Below are 20,735 nucleotides of genomic sequence, written 5' to 3'. Positions count from 1 at the left end.
TCAGACCTCAGCGCCACGATCTGGGGCATGACTAAAGCGATCGTTGCCGAAGGTCTGGTCAAGTCGTTCGGCCAGACCAAAGCGCTCGACGGTGTGGACCTCGCGGTGAGCTCCGGCACCGTCCTCGGCCTGCTCGGCCCGAATGGGGCGGGCAAGACGACGGCGGTGCGGATCCTCGCCACGCTGCTGGCCCCCGACGCCGGAATGGCGCGGGTAGGCGGGCTGGATGTGGTCAAAGACGCCCACCGGGTGCGTAGCCTGATCGGCCTTACCGGCCAATACGCCTCGGTGGACGAGTCCCTGACCGGTGCGGAAAACCTGCGCCTGCTTGGGCGTCTGCTCGGCATGTCCCGTCCTGACGCGCGGGCCCGAGCCGCGGAGTTGTTGCGCGGCTTCCATCTCGACGATGCCGCCGACCGTGCGGCCAAGACCTATTCCGGTGGCATGCGCCGCCGGCTCGACCTGGCGGCCAGCCTTATCGGCCGTCCCAAGCTGCTCTTTCTCGACGAGCCCACCACCGGGCTGGATCCGCGCGCCCGCAACGAGGTCTGGGAGATCGTGCGCGGCCTGGTGGCCGAGGGCGTGACCGTGCTGCTGACAACGCAATACCTCGACGAGGCCGACCAGCTGGCCGGTGAGATCGTCGTCATCGACCACGGCCGGGTCATCGCCAGCGGCACGCCGGCCGAGCTGAAGCGGCAGACCGGGGCGCAGGTGCTTGCCGTGCGGCCACTGCTAGACGGCGACACCGAGAAGGTCCGGGCCGTGGTGGCCGAGCTGGCGGCGAAGGCCGAGCTGGAGAACGGGTTCATCACCGCGCGGGTCACCGATCCGGCGGTGCTGCCGGCCGTGGTGCGCCGGCTCGACGATGCCGGCGTGACCGTGGGCGAGCTGGCCCTGCGGACGTCCACTTTGGACGAAGTGTTCCTAGCCCTTACCGGCCACCGGGCCGAGGATTCCGTAGAGGTGACGAAATGACCACACTCAACACCACCCTTCCCGCCCGGGTGAGCCCGCTGGTCGGGCTGCGCCAGACCGCCTCCCTGGCCTGGCGTGGCCTGGTGCAGATCCGCCACAATCCGATGGAGCTGGGCGACCTGAGCTTCCAGCCGATCATGTTCGTGCTGCTGTTCACCTACCTGTTCGGTGGGGCGGTGATGGGCGATCCGGTGAAATACCTCCAGTTCATGCTTCCCGGCATCATCGTGCAGTCGGGGCTGATGGCCACCATGAACACCGGCATGGGCCTGAGCACCGACCTGCACAAGGGTTTCTTCGACCGGCTGCAGTCGCTGCCGATCGCTCGCTGGTCGCCACTGGCCGGGCGGGTGGTCTCCGACGTGGTCAAGCAGGGCTGGTCGATGACCATCCTGCTGGCGACCGGTTACCTGATCGGTTTCCGGGCCACCCAAGGGGTGGTGGCGGTGCTGGCCGCCTTCGGGCTGATGCTCACGTTCTCCCTGCTCGCCTCGTGGTTTGCCGTGTTCTGCGGCACGATCGCCGATGAGCCGGAGAAGGTGATGATGTACGGCTTCACCGCCATCTTCCCGCTGAGCTTCCTTTCCAACGCCTACGTCCCGACCGCGACGCTGCCCGGCTGGCTGCAGGCCTTCGTGAAAATCAACCCGGTGACCCAGCTCGGCGACGCCCTGCGCGGCCTGCTCACCGGCGGCCCGGTGGCGCAGCACGCGTTGCTGGGCCTGTTGGGCGGTCTGGTGATTGCCGTCATCTGCGCCCCGCTGGCCTTGCTGCGCCTCAAGCGCCGCTAGGCACTCAGGGAGAGCGGTAGGCCGGTCAGTTTTGGCAGGGAGGGGATCGTGGCGGCCAGGCCGCGCCGGTAGGCAGCCACGAACCTCTCCTCGCCGAGGATCGCGCGGACCTCCGTGTCGATGCGGGGACGGTCCAAAATGGAGTGATCGACCGCGCCGTTCATCGCCTCGGCCGCGCCGAGCAGGGTGGCCGCGAGCAAGGGGTCGCCCTCGCGTAGCGACAGGTCGGCGCAGCCGACCAGGATGTAGCCGATGACCGGTGCGTCGGCCGAGGCGATGGCGGTCTCGACCGCGATGGTGTGCTGACGCCGGGCCAGATCGAAGTCGCCTTCGGCGGCGGCCACCAAGCCGAACGCGCCGGCATGGATCGCGCGGAACTGTGGCGCGACGATGTCGGTGTCAATGAGTTCGGCGGCCTTGCACAGCAACCGGTTGGCCTTCACGAAGTCGCCCTGCAGCCGGGCATAGCTGGCCCAGGCGAAAGCGGTCGCGGCACGTCCGAAGCTCGAGCCGAGCTTCTCGGCCTGGCGCTCCGCCGCGGCGATGGTGGCGATGCTGCCGTCGGTGTCGCCCAGGAACCATTGCGCCTGGGCCAGGCGCAGGCGCAGCTGCAGCAGATCCTCCGAGGTCCCCAGCACCGTCAGCAGCCCGTCGGCCTCCAGCGCCCGCTGGGCCGACGCGGCGAAGTCGCCCTCCTGCGCTTCCATCATCGAAAGTGCTTCCAGCGCAAGGGACATGCCCCACCTGTCGCCGACCGTGCGGTATAGCGCCAGCGCGGTCTCGAAGTCCGCCTTGGCCTGCGGCCCGGTCTGGCCGATGTTCACCAGCGTGTGGGCGTGGAAGGCTCTCGCCGTGGCGGCCACCCAGGGGTCGGGATCGGCGAACAGCACCCGATAGGCGGGCAGCAGCTCGGGGGCTGAGGCCAGATCCCACGACGCGAGCAGGGTGGTGGGCTGGACCATTTTGAGCAGCGGGTGTGCCGGGCCGGACTCTGTCACCAGGGCGGAGGCCTGCTGGAACCATTCCTTGGCCCGCACCATGTCACCGCGCCCGTCGATGACATTCAACGCTGCCATGGTCAGGGCGATGGCTCGGCGCTGCAGCGAGGGCTCACCCGCCTCGGGCAGGGCAAGTGCTTCCGCGGCAAGGGAACTGCCCTCGGCGCGATAGCCCGACAGCCACCAGTACCAGCCCAGCCCGGCGACCAGCTGGATGGCGGTTGCCGTGTCGCGCGCGGCGATGCGGCGGCGCAGCGCGGCATGCAGGTTGTCGTGGTCGGCCCGCAGCACGGCGAGCCACTCGATCTGGGTGGACTCCCGCAGATGCGGCTCGGCCTGCTCAGCCAGCTCGGCGAAGTACGCGGCGTGCGCCCCTTCCAGCGCCGCGCGGTCGGCCGGGCCGAGCCGGTCGAGGCCGTACTCGCGGATGGTCTCCAGCATCGAATAGCGCTCGCCTTCGGCGTTGACCAGAGACTTGTCGACGAGCCCGCTCAGGTGGTCGAAGGCTTCGGCCCCGGCGACCGCCTCGATGGCCCCCAGCGTCGCACCGCCGTGGAAGACCGAAAGCGCCCGCCACACCGCGCGCTCCTGCTCATCGCACAGGTCCCAGCTCCAGTCGACCACGGCGCGCAGGGTTTGATGGCGTGGAAGGGCAGTCCGGCTCCCGCCGGTCAGCAGCCGGAAGCGCTCGTCGATGCGCGAGGTGAGCTGGTGCAGCGACAGCGTGCGCAACCGGGCGGCGGCGAGCTCGATGGCCAGCGGCATCCTGTCCAGGGCAAGGCAAAGCCGGTCAAGCTCATCGGCTTCGGCATCGAAACCGGGCTTCACGGCCCGAGCGCGATCGGTGAGCATCGCCACCGCGGCCAGACCCGGCAGCGGCTCCACCGGCCAGAGCGTCTCGCCGATGAGCCCCAAGGGTTCTCGGCTGGTGGCCAGCACGGTGACCCCGGGACAGGTGGTGAGCACGGCCTCGGCCACCCGCGCCACCGGGTCCAGCAGGTGTTCGCAGTTGTCCAGGATGAGCAGCAGGCGCCGATGGCTCAGGGCCGCGATGACGCGATCGATCGGGTCTTGGGCGTCGACGGCCACGCCTCGGTGAATGAGCAGGGTGTGTTCTCGAATGCCAAGCGCGGCAAGGATTGCGGTCGGCACCTCGACCGCCTCGCCCAGCGGCGCCAGCTCGACGAGGCGCACCGCGGCATCGCCGCCCGCCGGCTGTGCGGCCAGCAGCCGCGCCGTTTCCAGCGCGAGGCGGGTCTTGCCCGAGCCGCCGGGCCCGGTCAGGGTGACCAGGCGCGTTGTGCCTAGCAACTCCCGAAGCTGGGACAGATCGCCGTCGCGGCCCACGAAAGAGGTGAGCGCGACCGGAAGCGAAGGACGGTCGGGCTGTTGCCCGCGCAGGATCTCGACGTTGAGCGCGGCGAGCGCGGGTGACGGGTCGGCGCCCAGCTGCTCGGCCACCAGGTCGCGATAGCGTTCGAAGGCGGCGAGCGCCTCAGCCGGCCGGCCGAGCCGCCACAGGGCCCGCATCAGCAGCTCGACCGGGCGTTCGCGCAACGGATGTTCGGCCGCGAGGGCCTCCAGATCGCCGATGGTGGTGGCGGTTTCCTCGGCCGCCTGCGCCCGCAGCTCGCTCAGGCGGGTGAGGTGGGCTCGGGCGAAATCGCGGTCGGCCACTTCGGCCAGAGCCGGGCCGCGCCATGGCCCGGTCGGCTCGGAACTGAAGATGTCTATATCGCTTTCGGCAAGCTCCAACCGGTACCCAGCAGAATCGGCATGGATGGGAAGGCCACGCCGCCGCAGCCGGGAAACCAGCTGCTGCAATGCATTCGAAGAGTTCGCCGGCGGTTCGTCGGCCCAGACGGCATCGACGAGGGCATCGTGGCTCACGGTTCGGCGCGGCTCCAGCGCGAGCCGGATCAGCAGGGTGCGCAGGCGCGCCCCGCCGAGGTCGAGCAGCGAGCCATCGTCGGCGCGCACCTCCACCGGCCCGAGCAGTGAGATCTTCACATGACGATTCTGTAATTCTGGCGCGTGCGAAGCAAACGCGCGGCGCTGCAAACTACGCCGGTATTTCTTTTTGGACGCGGTGGCCGACGACGATCGCGCCGAGGGCCCAGGGGACCCAGATCAGCTCGGTGATCACACGCAGCAGGGCAGGTGAGACCGAGAGGTAGGGAATCATGATGAGGCCGTGGTCGATCGCGCCCAGCAGGGCGAAGGCGGCCACGATCAGGGTGAGCGTGCCGAGCTTGCGCGTGCCGTGTTTGCGCAACGCCAGACCCAGCAAGACGAAACCGAGCCCATAGAGCGCCAGGCCGATCGGGTGCATGACGCTGCCCATCTCGATGGTGCCGAAGACCCCGACCACCAGACCGGCGAGGCCGATCAGCAGCCCGGCCAAGGCCGCCTTGCTGTGGCGCAGGCGGCGGAAGAAGAGCCCGATCGCGGCCAGCGCCAGAACGATCGCGCCGAGCGTGGCATTGCGCACCTCGACCCGGTCGAACCAGCCGGTGGCGCCGAACTCCCCGTACCAGTCACAGCCGGCCGGAATGTTCTGGCCGCGCGAGCTGTAGCCGGAACATTCGAGCATCTTCAAGGTGTTCGCGGGCTCGCCGAAGTAGCGATGGACGCCGATGCTGGGCAGCTCGTCCGCGCCGCAGGCCGGGAGGGTGCGGATATTGGTGTCCTTCATCGGTGTCCAGCACGAGCCGACGCCCTGGCCGTCCCACCAGAAGTTCAGCCCGTTGGGCTTGGCTTGCCCGGTCTCGGAAACGCCCATCCGGTTGCCCATATAGCGGTTGTGGTGCGAGGTGTCGAACTGCTGGGCGAACTCGTTGTCGTTGCGCACGAAGCCGGGTACGAAACTGGTGACGAAGCCGGAGTAGTTGTTGCCGTAAATCCAGTTGTCGCGCCAGATGTTGTAGTTGCCACCGGGGTTGATGATGCCCGTGCCCAGCGGCACGCCGACCGCGGGACAGACCACACCCTGCTCGTAACCGCGGTCCTTGAACGGCTTTTTGCACGTGCCGTCGACGATGTACTTGTAGTAGCTGACATTGTTGTTCGCGATGATGTTGCGCTCGAACTTGGCGTGGTTCTGCGGCATGCCCGGGTGGTTGGCGAAGGCGCTGTCGGTGGCGATGCCCGCGGTGTTGTCGGTGAACTTGCTGTCGTGTACCCAGACCGAGTCGCCTGCGGTGCCGGAGTAGCCCAGCGTGTTGTGATGACCCCAGCAGTTCTTGATTTCCACCGCGTAGCGCGGGACGTTGTGCCCGTTGTTCTTGTTGATGTTCGACGCCGCGCCCGGGTAGATGGCGGAGTCGCCGTTGCCGTAGCCCTCACAGTCGGTGTAGAGGCCGTGGTCGACGGCGAAGGTGAGGAAGGCGTACTCGTCGTTCCAGCGGCCCATCACGTTGTCGATGACGAAGCCGTCGGTTTCCATGACGTAGAGGGCATTGAACTCCGCGCGCTGCACGCTCAGGTTCTTGAAGTAGACGCCGTCGGAGTTGTCGGCCCGAACAGCGTTGAGCTTCTTGTATTGCGCGTCGATGAGCACGTCCTCACGCGAGGCGCCCGTCCCCTCGATCTGCAGGTTCTTCTTGCCCAGGATCGCGACCAGGTTGGTCAGATGCGGGCAGGCCAGCTGCTGATCCCAGGTCAAGATGGCGAACTCTTCGTAGATCTTGCCCTTGGGGGCGTTCTTGAAGGTCGCGTCACAGGCCGGGTTGGGTTCGGCCAGCGACGGTTCCTCAAGGTAGAGGCCGGGGAGAATCTTTATGTTGGTACCGGGTAGCTTCGCCGCGTCCACGGCCTCCTGGACATGCCGGTGGCCGGTGGCCTGGCACTCCTGCCAAAGGCGCTCGTTCTCGGCTTTGAGCGCGGCGGGATAGCCCGCGATCTTGCTGTCGAAGGCGGCCTTGTCGGTTTTGCAGACCAGGATGGTCGGTCCGTCGGTTCGATAGACGGGCACGCTGCCTTTGCCGTCGAGTTCGCGGGTTTGCCGCTCCTCGTGCGCCGAAGCGGGCGACGCGTAGGTCAGCGCACCCAGGGTCAGCACCGCGAACACGCCAACCAGGCGCGTGATTCTCCTCATGGCGGCAGACATTAGAATATGTTTCAGGTTTTGACCACCCGGGAGATGGGCTAGTCGTCCGGCTTGTCGCGCTTGTTGAGGTCGTCCTCCCGGCGGCGCAGATCTTCCTCCCATTTGCGCAGAAGCTCCCGCTCGGCCTCGGTCTGCTGGGCGGCCTCGAGCTCCCGTCGATTGCGTTCGATCCCCTTGAGGAAGTCGGGGTCGTCGTCGGGCGCGACCGTCCTACGTGGACGCTCGTTCTCCGGGAAGCCGCTGCCCGGACGCCAGACCTGCTTGCGGGGCACGCTGTAAGGGGTTTTCCCGACGAAGAACCAGACGATGGAGCCGACCGGCGAGAAGAGCAGGATCACGATTACCCAGCCGATTCTGGGCAGACCCCGGATGTCCTCGTCTTCAGCGGAGAGGCAGCTGATCAGGGCGGCCGCGGTCAGGATGAGGTTGGCTACGACGAAGAACAGCCAGAAGCGTGCCATGGCGTATGAGAATAGGCCTACGCGAGCGCGAGCACGACCCCCAGTGCGCCGAAGCACGCGCACACGGCCGCGACGAGGATCAATATCCACCTTGACGGCCTGGCCAGCTGCCCGAGCGCGTAAATGCGGCGCTGTACCACCGCCAGCAACGTCACCCAGCTCAGCGCGCCGAGCGCGGTGACGGTGATCGCCACCGCCCGGTTGTCCTGCAGCAGAGCCAGCCGGATCAGCAGGACCAGCACCGCGGTCGCGGAGAGGGTGGTCCGCCGCCACGACAGCCGGGTGCGCTGCGGGGCACTATCGGGTGGCATCGGCGATCACGTACACCACCGCGAGCAGCGCGCTGACCGCCACCACCAACGCCAGCAGGGCCGGAAACCGCGATGGCGGAAGCGGCCGGTCGGTGCGCATGGCCACCTCGCATCGGATCCAGTGGTCGATTCCGCGCAGGGCGCAACCCGCGCCGACCGCGATGGGCAGGATCGCCAGGATCTCGCGCAGGTGCGGAATCGGAAGCGGGCTGAGGAACTGGGCCACGCCCAGCCCGGCCGCGATCAGCGCCAGCCCTGTCCTGATCCAGGCCAGGAAGGTGCGCTCGTTGGCCAGCGAGAAGCGATAGTCGGGCGTGGAGCCGACCTGCCGCACCTCGTCGGGATCAAACCAGTTGCGCACCCTGCCCCACACCTTCTTAGTATGGCCACAATGGCTGACTTACTAGATCCTCAGGTCCTGCTCGAGGCATATGACTCACAGCTGCGCGCTGGAGCCGACGAGGCGCATCTTCCGCCCGGAGCGCAGGTGGAATGGGACGGCCCGGTGCGCCGGCTGACTGGCCTTTACGGTGGCGGGTTCGTGGACTATCGGGACCTGGGCGGGTTGCGCGGTGCGGAGCTTGACGCGCTGATCGCGCGCCAGGTCGCCGTCTTCGCCGAGCGGGGCGAGAAGTTCGAGTGGAAGACCCGTGGCCACGATGAGCCGGCCGACCTGCCGCAACGCTTGGTGGCGGCCGGTTTCGAGCCCGAGGAGCGGGAGACCGTCGTCGTCGGCCTGGCCAGCGCACAGGCTTCGTCGCGCCCGGCGCCGGAGGGTGTCCAGATCCGGCTCACCACCTCGGCCGAGGATTTCGACCGGATAGCGGCGACGAAGTCCGTGGTCTGGGAGACCGACATGAGCTGGCTGGCCGAGATGCTGCGCACCGAGTCCGGGGACGACATGCGGGTTTACGTCGCCGAGGCCGACGGGAAGCCGGTGAGCGCGGCGTGGATCCGGTTCGTGCCCGGCACCGATTTCGCCGGGCTCTGGGGCGGGGCGACCCTGAAGGAGTACAGGGGACGCGGCATCTACAAAGCACTGGTCGCGGTGCGGGCAGCCGACGCGATCGAGCGCGGCTATACCTACCTTCAGGTGGACGCCTCCGACGACAGCCGCCCAATCCTTGAGCGCCTTGGCTTTGTGGCCGTGACCACCACCACGCCCTACATCTGGCGGCCTAGCGCCACATAGCGCGCACGGCCTCGCGCACGCACTGCTCGCGCAGCTGGCCGCAGGAGCACAGGTGTTGCGTCGGCGCGGGCGTGATGCGGTGAACTTTGGCGGGCATGTGTCCCATTTTCTTACACAAAGAGCGGTGAGGTGTTTCACTTCACTCGAAAATCCATGGACCTTACTCACTGGTAACATCAGCCATGGTTATCGTGTGAACCATCTAAACGCCCGTTCAACAGGAGGGTCCTGCTCCGCGATGAAGATTGTCGTACTTGTCAAGCAGGTGCCAGATTCAGGCGCCGAGCGCAACCTTCGCCCGGACGACAACACCGTCGATCGCAGTTCGGCGAACAACGTGATCAATGAGATGGACGAGTACGCCATCGAGGAAGCTCTCCGGCTCCAGGAGGCTCACGGCGGTGAGGTCACCATCCTGACCATGGGGCCCGAGCGGGCCAGCGAGTCGATCCGCAAGGCGCTCTCGATGGGCCCCGACGGCGCTGTTCATGTGCTGGACAACGCCCTCTCCGGGACCGACGCGCTCGGCACCTCACGGGTGCTGGCGGCCGCGTTGCAGCGAATCAACCCCGATGTCGTCCTCTGCGGGGCGGAGTCGACCGACGCCGGTGGGCAGGTGCTGCCGCACATGCTCGCCGAGCGCCTCGGCATCGCCGCGCTGACCGGCGCGCGCAAGCTCACCGTGGAAGGTTCGCAGCTGACCATCGAGCGGCAGACCGAAGAGGGATACGAGGTCGTCACCGCCGCCACCCCGGCCGTGGTGAGTGTCTGGGACACCATCAACGAGCCTCGGTACCCGTCGTTCAAGGGCATCATGGCGGCCAAGAAGAAGCCGGTTGAGACGCTTTCGCTGGCCGATCTAGGGGTTTCCGCCGAGCAGGTCGGCTGGACAGGCGCGCTGACCGGGGTGGCCTCGCACAGCAAGCGCCCGCCGCGCAGCGCGGGCCAGAAGGTTGCCGACTCCGGCGAGGGTGGCGTGCAGCTCGTCGAGTTCCTGACCAACGAAAAGTTTGTGTGAGAGGCGGAGTCTTCAAATGGCTGAGGTTCTGGTTGTTGTCGAAGCCGCCGGTGACGCGGTCAAGAAGGTCACCCTCGAGATGCTGACCATGGCGCGCGGGCTCGGCGAGCCCTGCGCGGTCGTGCTCGGCGGCCCCGGTGCGGCTGCGCCGCTGACCGCCAAGCTGGGCGAGTTCGGCGCCGAGAAGATCTATGTCGCGGAGAGCGACGAGATCGCGGGCCACCTGGTGGCCCCGAAGGCTTCCGTGTTGGCCAAGCTGGTCAAGGAAACCGGGCCGGCCGCGGTGCTGATCGCGTCGACCCAGGAGGGCAAGGAGATCGCCGGCCGCCTCGCCGTCAAGCTTGAGAACGGGGTGCTCACCGACGTGGTCTCACTCGACGCCGACGGCACCGCGACGCAGGTGGTCTTCGCGGGCTCCACGATCGTCAAGTCCACGGTCAAGGGGGACCTGCCGATCGTCACCGTCCGGCCCAACTCGCTGACCCCTGCCCCGCAGGCAGGCGCCGCAGCTGTGTCCAATGTGGACGTAGCAGTGGAGGACAAGGACAAGCTCGCCACGGTCGTCAACCGGGTGGCCGAGGCGAAGGGCGCACGCCCGGAGCTGACCGAGGCCTCGATCGTCGTCTCGGGTGGCCGCGGCGTCGGCTCGGCGGAAAACTTCAAGCTGGTCGAGGAGCTCGCCGACCTGCTCGGCGCGGCGGTCGGCGCTTCCCGCGCCGCCACCGACTCGGGCTTCTACCCGCACGCCTTCCAGGTCGGACAGACCGGCAAGACGGTCTCGCCGCAGCTCTACATCGCGCTGGGCATCTCCGGGGCGATCCAGCACCGGGCCGGCATGCAGACGTCGAAGACCATCGTCGCGGTCAACAAGGACACCGAGGCGCCCATCTTCGAGCTGGCCGACTTCGGCGTGGTGGGCGACCTGTTCCAGGTCGTGCCGCAGGCCGCCGAGGAGATTCGTAAGCGTAAATAATCGAGCACGACTCGCGGCCGTCCTGCTGGCAGGGCGGCCGCGTATTAGGCTTGTGCGCGAGATGGCATACCTTGATCACGCTGCGACCACGCCGATGCTTCCGCAGGCGCTGGACGCCTACGTCGAAACCGCGCGGGAGGTCGGCAACGCCTCGTCGTTGCATGGCCCGGGCCGCCTTGCCCGCAAACACATCGAAGAGTCCCGCGAGCGGATAGCGGCCGCCCTGGGCGCCCGTCCCTCCGAGGTCATCTTCACCAGCGGGGGCACCGAGAGCGACAACCTGGCGGTCAAGGGCATCTACTGGGCCCGCCGCCGGCCCCGGGTTCTGGCCAGCTCGATCGAGCATCACGCCGTGCTCGACGCGGTGCGCTGGCTGGAAGACCACGAGGAGGCCACCGTCGATTGGCTGCCCGTCGACTCCGACGGCCGCCTCGAGCTCGCCAGTGTCAACCTTGACGGCGGCGACGTCGCATTGATCACGGTGATGTGGGCCAATAACGAGGTTGGCACGATCCAGCCCATCGCCGAGCTGGCCGCGCTGGCCGCCGCGGCGGGCGTGCCGCTGCACACCGACGCGATACAGGCGGTGGGCCACGTCCCGGTCGACTTCGCCGCCAGCGGCGTCTCGGCGATGAGCGTCACGGGCCACAAGCTCGGCGGCCCCTATGGCGTGGGCGCTCTCCTGCTCGGCCGTGATGTGGCGAGTACCCCGCTGCTGCACGGCGGCGGCCAGGAGCGCGATGTGCGTTCGGGCACCCTCGACGTCCCGGGCGTGGTGGCCTTCGCCGTCGCGGTCGAGCACGTGGTCAAAGAGCAGCAGGAGGAGGCGGCCCGCCTCACCCTCCTGCGCGACGAGCTGATCGCCCGGGTGTTGGAGGCGGTCCCCGAAGCGGCGCTCAACGGCCCGGCCACCCCACGCCTGCCCGGCAACGCGCATTTCAGCTTCCCCGGCTGCGAAGGCGACGCGCTGCTGCTGCTGCTCGATGCGCAGCAGATCGCGGTCTCCACCGGCTCGGCCTGCAACGCGGGTGTGGCCCAGCCCTCCCACGTGCTGTTGGCGATGGGCGCCGATCCCGTCGCGGCCCGTTCCTCGCTGCGCTTCACGCTCGGCCACACCAGCACCCCCGAAGACATCGACGCCCTGGTGGCGGCCCTACCCGCCGCGGTGGACCGCGCCCGCCGCGCCGGCACCTTCTAACCAGCCGCCCCGCCGCAGACGCTGTGCGGGGAGGGTGGGGAGCACGGGCCTTCGTCGCCGCCGCCCAGGAGTTCACCCGGCGGCCCGCCAACACCGCGGAGCCGCCCAGGGAGAACTCCAAGGCGGGCGGGAGGATGCGGCGCTTGACCACAACGTGGCGGCGTAGAGAAAAGGAAATCTGCTCCAGAAAACGGGCCGGTAGGATTGGCGGGTGCGTGTTCTGGCTGCGATGTCTGGTGGGGTCGACTCGGCGGTGGCTGCTGCCCGGGCGGTGGACGCCGGGCTTGACGTGACCGGGGTGCATCTGGCGTTGTCGCGCAACGCGCAGAGCCATCGCACGGGCGCGCGTGGGTGCTGCACGATCGAGGATTCGCGGGACGCGCGGCGCGCTGCGGATGTGCTGGGGATTCCGTTCTACGTATGGGACATGGCCGACCGGTTCCACGAGGACGTGATCGACAACTTTGTCGCGGAGTACGCGGCGGGGCGCACGCCCAACCCCTGCCTGCGCTGCAACGAGAAGATCAAGTTTTCGGCGGTGCTCGATCGGGCGGTGGCGCTGGGGTTTGACGCGGTCGTGACCGGGCACCACGCGAGGCTGCTCGACGGCTTGCTCACCCGCAGCGTCGATGCGGCCAAGGACCAGTCCTACGTGCTGGCGGTGCTGACCCGTGAGCAGCTCGATCGATCGATTTTCCCGCTGGGCGACTCGACCAAGGAGCTGGTGCGGGCCGAGGCGCACGAGCGTGGCCTGGCCGGGGTGGCCGACAAACCCGACTCACACGACATCTGCTTCATCGCCGACGGCGACACTCAGAAGTTCCTGCGGCAGCGGCTGGGTGATGCCAAGGGCGACATCGTCGACGACAGCACGGGTGAGGTGCTGGGGCAGCACGACGGAGCTTTCGGCTACACCATCGGGCAGCGCAAGGGGCTGGCGTTGACCAGGCCCGCCCCGGATGGCCGGCCGCGGTATGTACTGTCCATCACGCCGGTGAACAACACGGTGCGAGTCGGCTCGGCTGAGGCGCTCGATGTGTCCACTGTGGAGGGTGATCGGGTGGTCTGGACGGGTGGCGAGCGGCCGCAAGGTCCGATCGAGTGCGTGGTGCAGGTGCGGGCGCACGGCAAGGAGTTGCCGGCGGTGGTGACGCTGCGCGGCGACCGGCTGGTGGCGCAGCTGCGCGGGCCGGAGCGCGGAATCGCGTCGGGTCAGGCGATTGTGGTCTACCGGGGTGACACCGTGCTGGGCAGTGCCACCATCACGGCTGCGGCGTGAAAGCCACCGGCGTCGGGTCCCTACCGGGTACCGACATCGACGAAGCCCTCTCCTTCACGTTCGGCGAGTTGCCGGATTTTCCTTACCTGCCAGAGCTTCCCGGGCGCGGCCCGGGCGCGGACATGATCGGGCGGGGCTCGGCGTTTCTGGTCGACCTGCCGGTCGAGCTGTATGTGGGGCGGTGGCGGGTGGCGGCGCACGCCGGCGCCGATGAGCGACAAGCCCTGGACTTCCTGGAGCGCGACCTCGATGCGCTGACCGAGCGGGCCGACGGCTACCGCGGCCCGCTGAAGGTGCAAGCGGTGGGGCCGTGGACGCTGGCGGCAAGCGTCGAGCTCGCGCTCGGCGAGCTGCTGCTGAAAGACCATGGGGCGGTACGTGATCTGGCCTCCTCGCTGTTGGAGGGTCTGCGCGCCCACGTCGCGGAGATAAAGCGGCGCGTGCCGGGCGCCGAGGTGATCCTGCAGCTGGACGAGCCGTCGCTGCCCGCCGCGATGGCCGGCGAAGTGCGCACGGCCAGCGGGCTTTACACCTACAGATCGGTGGAGGCGAGCCGCGCGCGCGACGTCTTGAAGTCCTTTGTGGACGGAGTGGGCTCGCCGGTGGTGGTGCATTGCTGCGCCCGCAACGCCCCGCTCGGCCTGTTCCGCGAGGCCGGTGTGGCCGGGGTGGCGATAGATCTCTCCCTGGTCAAAGACCTTGACCCGATAGGCGAGGCGATCGACGCCGGGCTCGTGCTGTATGCCGGGGTGGCCCCGACCGCCGCCGCCTCCGTGCCGAGCTCGTCGCATTTGGCTGATCGGCTGCGCCGCGTCTGGAGCGATCTCGGGTTCGCTCCCGAGCTGATGGCCAAGCAAGCGGTGCTCACACCCGCATGCGGGCTGGCCACTAGCACCCCGGCCTATGCTCGGGGGGTCTTGAAGGCGTGCCGCGAAGCGGCGCAACGATTGTCGGAGTAAGCGATGGCGCTTGAGGTGGTCCGGCGGCTGGTTGGCCAGGTGTGGAACGGCGGCCAGCTGGACCTGCTGCCCGAGCTCTTCACCGATCCGTTCGACCACGGTGGTCGCCAGGACACCGTGGCCGGGTTGCGCCAGTGGCACATCGACGAAGCCTTGACCTGGGCAAACTCCCGTTACGAGATTGTGGATGAGGTCGCCGGGGGCGACCGCGTCGCGCTGCGCTGGCAGGCCACCGCCCGCCAGGTGGGGCCGTGGGGGCCGGTGGCGCCCACGGGCCGGGAGGTCACCTGGGCGGGGGTGCATTTCTTCACGGTCCAGGCGGGCCGGATCACCGGAATGTGGGCCATGGGCGATGTTTTCGGCAAGGCAATGCAGCTGGGGGCCCAGATCGTCCCACCCAATGGTTAGGGTGCAGAAGTGAGCATGGAGAAGGTCAGCAAGCGCTACAGCGAGCTAATGGCGCTCATCGACGAGGCGCAGCAGCGCTACTACATCGAGGACGCCCCCACCCTTTCTGACGCTGAATACGACAAGCTCATGCGTGAGCTGCAAAAGATCGAGGCGGATCACCCCGAGATCACCTCGGCGGACTCCCCGACGCAGCGGGTCGGTGCGGGCACCGGCTCGACCTTCGCCGCGGTGCAGCATGCCGAGCCGATGATGAGCCTCGACAACGTTTTCAACGAGGAGGAGCTGCTCGCCTGGGCCAAGCGGGTGGAGCGCGACGCGGGTGGGGCGGTGCGCTATCTGTGCGAGCTGAAGATCGACGGGCTGGCCATCAACCTCACCTATGAGAAGGGCCGGCTCACCTGTGCGGCGACCCGCGGCGACGGTGTCACCGGCGAGGATGTCACCCGAAACGTGAAGGGCATCAAGCACATCCCGCATCGCCTCAGCGGCAAGCCGATTCCCGATCTGGTCGAGGTGCGCGGCGAGATCTTCTTCGACATCGCCGGGTTCGCCGATGTCAACGCGGGGCTGGTGGCGGCGGGGCTCAAGCCGTTCGCCAATCCGCGTAACTCGGCCTCAGGTTCGTTGCGGCAGAAGGATCCTGCGGTCACCGCGGGGCGCCCGCTGCGGCTGATCGTGCACGGGATGGGCGCCCGCACCGGCTTCGAGCCGGAGAGCCAATCGGCCGCCTATGAGCAGCTGAGCCAGTGGGGCCTGCCCACCAGCGAGCGATGGAAGGTCTTCGACTCGCTCACCGAGGTGCTGGAGTACATCGCCTACTACCAGGAGCACCGCCACGATATCGAGCACGAGATCGACGGTGTGGTCATCAAGGTAGACCAGGTGTCGCAGCAGCAGAAGCTGGGCTTCACCAGCCGTGCGCCGCGATGGGCGATGGCCTACAAATATCCGCCGGAGGAAGCCAACACCAAACTGCTCGATGTCCTCGTCAATGTCGGGCGCACCGGCCGGGTCACCCCCTACGCGCAGCTCGAGCCGGTGCAGGTGAGTGGGGTGACGGTGACGAGCGCGACCCTGCACAACCAGTCGGAGGTGGCGCGCAAGGGGGTCCTGATCGGCGACACCGTGGTGATCCGGCGGGCCGGCGACGTGATCCCCGAGGTGCTCGGGCCGGTGGTGGCGCTGCGAGACGGTTCCGAGCGTCCCTTCGTCATGCCGACGACGTGTCCGAGCTGTGAGACCAAGCTCGCCCCCGCGAAGGAGGGCGACGTCGACATCCGCTGCCCCAACTCGCGCAGCTGCCCGGCGCAGCTGGTCGAGCGCATCTTCCACCTCGCCGGGCGCGGCGCTTTCGACATCGAGGTGCTCGGCTACAAGGCGGCCCGGGCCCTGATCGAGTCGGAGGTGATTGTCGACGAAGGCGACATCTTCGCCCTCGACGAGGCGAAGCTGATGAGCTCTGCCTTCTTCACCAACAAGAACGGGTCGCTGTCGAGCAACGGCAAGAAGCTGCTCGACAATCTCGCCGAGGCCAAGCAGCGTCCACTCTGGAGGGCGATCGTGGCGCTGTCGATCCGCCATGTCGGGCCGACGGCCGCGCGGGCGCTGGCCGACCATTTCGGTTCGCTGCAGGAGATTGAGAAGGCCAGCGCCGGGGAGATCGCCGGGGTCGAGGGCGTGGGCGGCATCATCGCGGACTCCCTCAAGGAGTGGTTCACCGTCGGCTGGCACAACGACCTCGTCGCCAAGTGGGCGGCGGCCGGGGTGAAGCTGACCGAGGAGAAATCGACCAGAGCCGATACCGGGCCGAAGCCGCTGGCCGGGATGACCGCGGTGGTGACCGGCACGCTGGAGGGGGCCACCCGCGAGGAGGTCTCGGCCAGGCTGGAGGCTTTGGGCGCGAAGGTCTCCGGATCGGTCTCCAAGAAGACTGCCTTTGTGGTCGTGGGCGAAAACGCCGGTTCGAAACTGGACAAGGCCGTGTCGCTGGGCGTGCGCACGCTCGACGAGCAAGAGTTGACCAAGCTTTTCGAGGAAGGTCCGGAAGCGGTCGGTTTGGCCGGATAATATCGGGAAATAGCACATATCTCGTCGTTTTTGCCACGATCGCTTCCAGCCCGCGATCTGCTGCTCGACCTCGCCATCGGGGCCGGGCTGACGATCTATCTGACCGCGGCCACCTCGCTCGACGGCGGGAACGCGGGCTGGGAGATCGCGCGCGATCTGGCCGAGGGCCTGGCCGTGGCGTGCCGTCGGGTGTGGACGTTGCCAGCCCTGGCGGTGGTCATGGTGGTGACCGCCTTCAACGATCTGGCCACCTGGCCCTATCCGCTCGGGCTGGCCATCATGCTCTACACGCTGGCCGCCGAGGGCTATGCCCGCCATCGCGTCTGGCTCTCCGCTGCCCTCGGCGCGTTGGTGCTGCTCGTGCCCTGGCCGTCCACCGAGGAGATCACTTGGGCGGTGATGATTTATCTGGTACCGGAAATGCTGCTTTTCTCGGTGGCGCCGGTGCTGTTCGGTCTCTACGCCCACGAGCTCTCCCAGCGCGCCGCCACCAACGAAAGGCAGCGAAAGCTCGAAGCGGAAAGGGTTCGCGAGGATGAACGCAACCGGCTCGCGAACGAGATCCATGATGTGGTCGCCCACCGGGTGAGCCTCATGGTCGTGCACACCGGCGCGCTCAAGCTGGCGGCCACCGACGAGAAGACCCGGCGCACGGCCGATCTGGTTCGCTCGTCGGGCCGGCTCGCGCTGGAGGAGCTGCGGGAGCTGGTCCGCGTGCTGCGCTCGGAGGAGTCGCCGCCGCTGCAGCCGATGGCGAGCCTGGACAAGGTGGAAGCACTGGTCGAGGAGGCCCGCGGCGCGGGACAGGAGGTTCGGTTCGTCGAGACCGGCGTGCGGCGCAAGCTGCCCAGCACCGTCGAGCGAACGGCCTACCGGGTGGTCCAGGAGTCGCTCACCAACACGCGCAAGCACGCCTCCGGCGCCAAGGTGCAGGTCCGGCTGACGTGGTGGGACTCGAGACTGGAAATCGAAGTGGCCAACAGTCCGGTCGTTGTGGAGGAGACCGGTTTCCCGGAGGGCGGCCACGGTCTGCGCAGCCTCCGTGAGCGGGTGGGCCTGGTGTCCGGAAACTTCACGGCCGGTCAGACCAGTGATGGTGGATGGGCCGTTCATGCGTTTTTGCCCTATGGAGGTGGCTCGTGATCCGGGTGATTCTCGTCGACGACGAACAGCTCATGCGCGGTGGTCTGCGCATGATGATGGAGAGCACCGACGACATCGAGGTGGTGGGGGAGGCCGGCGACGGGCGTGAGGGCGTTGCCCTGGTCCGGGAGCTGCACCCCGACGTGGTGCTGATGGACATTCGCATGCCGGGCATGGACGGTCTGGCCGCCACCGAAGAGCTGGCCCAGTCCAACGACCCGGCGAAGGTCCTTGTCCTGACCACCTTCGGCGACGAATCCTATGTGTACCGGGCCCTGAGCGCCGGAGCGGTGGGCTTCCTGCTCAAGGACACCCCGCCCGAGGATCTGGTGGCCGCTGTGCGCAAAGCCCATGAGGGACAAGCGATCCTGGACCCGGCCATCACCCAGTCGGTCATCGCCCACTTCACTGACGAGGCCTCACACGGCCGGCAGGCGGCACGGGAGCGGGTGGAGGTGCTCAGCCCGCGGGAGATGGAGGTGCTCGCGTGTCTGGGCGAAGGCCTGTCCAACGCCGAGATCGGCCAGCGGCTGAATCTGAGCGAGACCACGGTGAAGAGTCACGTCTCGCGGGTGATGGACAAACTCGGCTGCTCCAACCGCACGCAAGCGGCCATCCTGGCTTATGAAGCCGGGATGGCCGCGAAGTGAAATCCCTTTACGGGTAAGGGAAGTAGCCGATGTCCGGGCCGGATCCCTCGCGCAGGATCTCTGCGGCCGAGTTGATCGGCTTGATCGAGTTGCCGCCACCGACGTTGTTGAACGGGTAGTCGGGGTCGGCCATGAAGCTCGCCACCGCCAGCTGGGGGGTGAAGCCCACGAACCACGCGGTGCGGTTGTCGTCGGTGGTGCCCGTCTTGCCCGCCACCGGCCGGCCGACCTGACCGTAGACGCCCGGGGCGGTCGACCATCCGCCGCAGCCGGAGCCCGCCGCGCCATAACCGGTCACGCACCTGGCCGCATCGGTTGCCGTGCGGGCGGTCTGGGCCGACACCTCCTGATGGCAGCGCGGATCGGCGGCGTTGTGCACGGTGCCGTCCTTGTCGGTGTAGGTGACCGGGGTGCCGTCGGGGTGGTTGATGGCCAGCACCGGGATCGGCTCGCAGTAGACGCCGTCGGCCGCCCCCACCGCATAGGCGTTCGCCATCTCCAGCGGGGTGGTGTCCGCCACGCCGAGCGTGAAGGCGCCCCAGCCGGCGGCTCTTTCGGGGGTGGCCATCATCTGGTCGGTCTCCGAGCGCCAGCGCAGCCCGAGGCGTTCGGCCATCCTGACCGCGCGATCGGCCCCGACGGCCTGCTCCAGCTGGACGAAGTAGGTGTTGACCGACTTGCCGAAACCGGTCCACATGTTCTGCACGCCGGTCATGGCCCCGCTGGCGTTGCCGGGGCACCACTGGGTGCCGCAGGTGCTGCGCTCGCCGGGCGTGCCGGGATAGGCCGAGACAAGCCGTTGCGGAGACATGAAGGCGGTGGTCGGGCCGAAGCCGGCGTCGAGCGCGGCCATCAGCACGAACCATTTGAAGGTCGAGCCGGCCTGATACCCGGGCAGGTCCCCGCCGCCCAGCAACGGGTTCACCGTGTTGGGGTAGTTGCTGGGCACCACGTTGCGCTTGTTCGGATCGGTGTGCGGGCCGTTGCCGGACTGGTCAAGCGAGTAGTTACGGTTGACCGCCATGACTTTGACCCGTCCCGTGCCGGGCTGCACCGCCACCAGACCGTGCGCGTAGGCGCTGCCGATGCTTTCCTTGGCGGTCACCTTCTGCATCGCAGAGTCTTGCAGGCCCGCGTCGAGGGTGGTGGTGATCTGATAGCCACCCCGGCGCAGCTTGTCCAGGCGCTCCTGCGGGTTGTCGCCGAAGGCGGGCTGTTTCATCCACCAGGTCTTGAAGAAGTCGCAGAAGAAGCCCCAGCTGTTGTGCTCGGGGGCGATCGAGACGCAGTCGTTGGGCGGCTGGTAGACGTTGAGCGCCACCGGTTGCGCCATCGCCTCCTGCGCCTCCTGCGCGGTGATGTACTTCGACTCGGCCATCTGGTGCAGCACCCAGTCCCGGCGGTCCTTGGCCGCGGTCGACTCGTTGCTGGCCGGATCGTAAGCGCTGGGGGCCTTGACCAAACCGGCCAGCGTGGCCGCCTCGACCAGGGTCAGCTGGGAGGGCAGTTTGGAGAAGAAGATCTGCGCGGCGGCGAAGGCGCCGTAGGCGCGGTGACCGAAGTAGGCGATGTTGAGATAGCGCTCGAGAATGTCCTCTTTGGACACCGTCTTTTCCAGGTCCAGCGCCAGGCGGATCTCGCGCATCTTGCGCATGCCGGTTTGCTCGGTGGCCGCGATGACCTCCATCGGGGTGGCCGCCGAGTCGCGCAGCGCCATGCGCACGTACTGCATCGTCAGCGTTGACGCGCCCTGCGACACCTCGCCCGCGGTCTGGTTGGCCACGAACGCGCGCGCCACGCCTTTGAAGTCGACGCCTTTGTGGTCGTAGTAGCGCGCGTCCTCGGCTGCCACGATCGCCTGCTGCAGGTAGGCGGACATGTCGGTGAGGGGGACGTACTTGCGGTATTCCTCATAGAACATGGTGACCGGGCTGGAGCCGTCCGAAGCATAGATGTAGCTCGTCTGCCCGGCCGGCGACGCATTGAGATCGGACTCCATGCCGAGGAAGAAGTCTGAACCGGTGCGCGCGGCTTTGCCCGCCGTCACGACGACCGGCATGCCGACCGCGGCGACGAGGACACCGGCGATCAGGCCAAGGCGGATGAGCTGGGGTGCGAACCGGAGCACGCGGCCAGTGCCGGCAAGTGCTTTCGTCATGAATTGTGCCACGCAAAGACGTTATCGAGCCTTCCTCACT

18 protein-coding genes are annotated in these 20,735 nt (G+C 67.9%); 12 read left to right on the top strand and 6 right to left on the bottom strand.

The window, feature by feature from the left end; translation table 11 throughout:
* The first annotated feature begins 27 nt into the window (after positions 1-27).
* Positions 28-978 carry an ATP-binding cassette domain-containing protein gene (locus Rhe02_RS13260; RefSeq protein WP_203908474.1) on the top strand — a complete coding sequence of 317 codons (951 nt, stop codon included), beginning with the start codon at positions 28-30 and terminating at the stop codon, positions 976-978.
* Positions 975-1,769, top strand: a complete 795-nt coding sequence (locus Rhe02_RS13255; RefSeq protein ID WP_203908473.1) for an ABC transporter permease — start codon at positions 975-977, stop codon at positions 1,767-1,769. Before Rhe02_RS13260 ends, Rhe02_RS13255 begins: the two co-directional genes overlap by 4 nt.
* Here Rhe02_RS13255 and Rhe02_RS13250 read toward each other — a convergent pair.
* From Rhe02_RS13250 to Rhe02_RS13230, 5 genes are read right to left on the bottom strand one after another with little or no spacing between them, the layout of a single operon-like run.
* Entirely contained in the window at positions 1,766-4,777 is a 3,012-nt protein-coding gene (locus Rhe02_RS13250; RefSeq protein WP_203908472.1) for an AfsR/SARP family transcriptional regulator, read from the bottom strand. The genes Rhe02_RS13255 and Rhe02_RS13250 overlap by 4 nt on opposite strands.
* Positions 4,778-4,829: 52 nt before the next feature.
* Positions 4,830-6,863, bottom strand: a complete 2,034-nt coding sequence (locus Rhe02_RS13245) for a glycosyltransferase family protein (protein ID WP_203908471.1) — start codon at positions 6,861-6,863, stop codon at positions 4,830-4,832.
* Positions 6,864-6,913: 50 nt separating this feature from the next.
* Positions 6,914-7,336 (bottom strand): PLD nuclease N-terminal domain-containing protein, encoded by a 423-nt coding sequence (locus Rhe02_RS13240; protein WP_203908470.1) that lies wholly within the window; start codon positions 7,334-7,336, stop codon positions 6,914-6,916.
* Between the two features lie 17 nt (positions 7,337-7,353).
* On the bottom strand, positions 7,354-7,647 hold the full coding sequence (locus tag Rhe02_RS13235; protein ID WP_203908469.1) for a DUF202 domain-containing protein: 294 nt from the start codon (positions 7,645-7,647) through the stop codon (positions 7,354-7,356).
* Complete coding sequence (locus Rhe02_RS13230) at positions 7,634-8,020, bottom strand: YidH family protein (protein ID WP_203908468.1); 387 nt, start codon at positions 8,018-8,020, stop codon at positions 7,634-7,636. The genes Rhe02_RS13235 and Rhe02_RS13230 overlap by 14 nt, the downstream gene beginning before the upstream one ends.
* 18 nt (positions 8,021-8,038) lie before the next feature.
* Here Rhe02_RS13230 and Rhe02_RS13225 point away from each other — a divergent pair, with 18 nt between their 5' ends.
* From Rhe02_RS13225 to Rhe02_RS13180, 10 genes are all read left to right on the top strand, one after another.
* Positions 8,039-8,839, top strand: a complete 801-nt coding sequence (locus Rhe02_RS13225) for a GNAT family N-acetyltransferase (protein WP_203908467.1) — start codon at positions 8,039-8,041, stop codon at positions 8,837-8,839.
* A gap of 238 nt (positions 8,840-9,077) precedes the next feature.
* A complete protein-coding gene (locus tag Rhe02_RS13220) occupies positions 9,078-9,857 on the top strand; it encodes an electron transfer flavoprotein subunit beta/FixA family protein (RefSeq protein ID WP_203908466.1) in 780 nt (259 codons plus the stop codon).
* A 16-nt stretch (positions 9,858-9,873) separates the two neighbouring features.
* A complete protein-coding gene (locus Rhe02_RS13215) occupies positions 9,874-10,830 on the top strand; it encodes an electron transfer flavoprotein subunit alpha/FixB family protein (RefSeq protein ID WP_203908465.1) in 957 nt (318 codons plus the stop codon).
* A gap of 61 nt (positions 10,831-10,891) precedes the next feature.
* On the top strand, positions 10,892-12,028 hold the full coding sequence (locus tag Rhe02_RS13210) for a cysteine desulfurase family protein (protein WP_203908464.1): 1,137 nt from the start codon (positions 10,892-10,894) through the stop codon (positions 12,026-12,028).
* A gap of 211 nt (positions 12,029-12,239) precedes the next feature.
* The gene (gene mnmA, locus Rhe02_RS13205) at positions 12,240-13,307 is read left to right on the top strand and encodes a tRNA 2-thiouridine(34) synthase MnmA (RefSeq protein ID WP_203908463.1); all 1,068 of its coding nucleotides are present in this window, start codon (positions 12,240-12,242) and stop codon (positions 13,305-13,307) included.
* Complete coding sequence (locus Rhe02_RS13200; protein ID WP_203908462.1) at positions 13,304-14,266, top strand: uroporphyrinogen decarboxylase/cobalamine-independent methonine synthase family protein; 963 nt, start codon at positions 13,304-13,306, stop codon at positions 14,264-14,266. Before mnmA ends, Rhe02_RS13200 begins: the two co-directional genes overlap by 4 nt.
* A gap of 3 nt (positions 14,267-14,269) precedes the next feature.
* Entirely contained in the window at positions 14,270-14,674 is a 405-nt protein-coding gene (locus Rhe02_RS13195; RefSeq protein ID WP_203908461.1) for an ester cyclase, read from the top strand.
* 15 nt (positions 14,675-14,689) lie between these two features.
* The gene (gene ligA, locus Rhe02_RS13190; protein WP_203908510.1) at positions 14,690-16,744 is read left to right on the top strand and encodes an NAD-dependent DNA ligase LigA; all 2,055 of its coding nucleotides are present in this window, start codon (positions 14,690-14,692) and stop codon (positions 16,742-16,744) included.
* Between the two features lie 30 nt (positions 16,745-16,774).
* The gene (locus Rhe02_RS13185) at positions 16,775-17,887 is read left to right on the top strand and encodes a sensor histidine kinase (protein WP_203908460.1); all 1,113 of its coding nucleotides are present in this window, start codon (positions 16,775-16,777) and stop codon (positions 17,885-17,887) included.
* Positions 17,884-18,537 carry a response regulator transcription factor gene (locus Rhe02_RS13180; RefSeq protein WP_239123753.1) on the top strand — a complete coding sequence of 218 codons (654 nt, stop codon included), beginning with the start codon at positions 17,884-17,886 and terminating at the stop codon, positions 18,535-18,537. Before Rhe02_RS13185 ends, Rhe02_RS13180 begins: the two co-directional genes overlap by 4 nt.
* A gap of 7 nt (positions 18,538-18,544) precedes the next feature.
* Here Rhe02_RS13180 and Rhe02_RS13175 read toward each other — a convergent pair whose 3' ends face one another.
* On the bottom strand, positions 18,545-20,695 hold the full coding sequence (locus Rhe02_RS13175; RefSeq protein ID WP_203908509.1) for a transglycosylase domain-containing protein: 2,151 nt from the start codon (positions 20,693-20,695) through the stop codon (positions 18,545-18,547).
* Positions 20,696-20,735: the final 40 nt, after the last annotated feature.

Source organism: Rhizocola hellebori, from assembly GCF_016862955.1.
Classification (GTDB): domain Bacteria; phylum Actinomycetota; class Actinomycetes; order Mycobacteriales; family Micromonosporaceae; genus Rhizocola; species Rhizocola hellebori.
The sequence above is the reverse complement of the archived record's forward strand: the minus strand, read 5'-3'. Positions and strand labels throughout refer to the sequence as shown.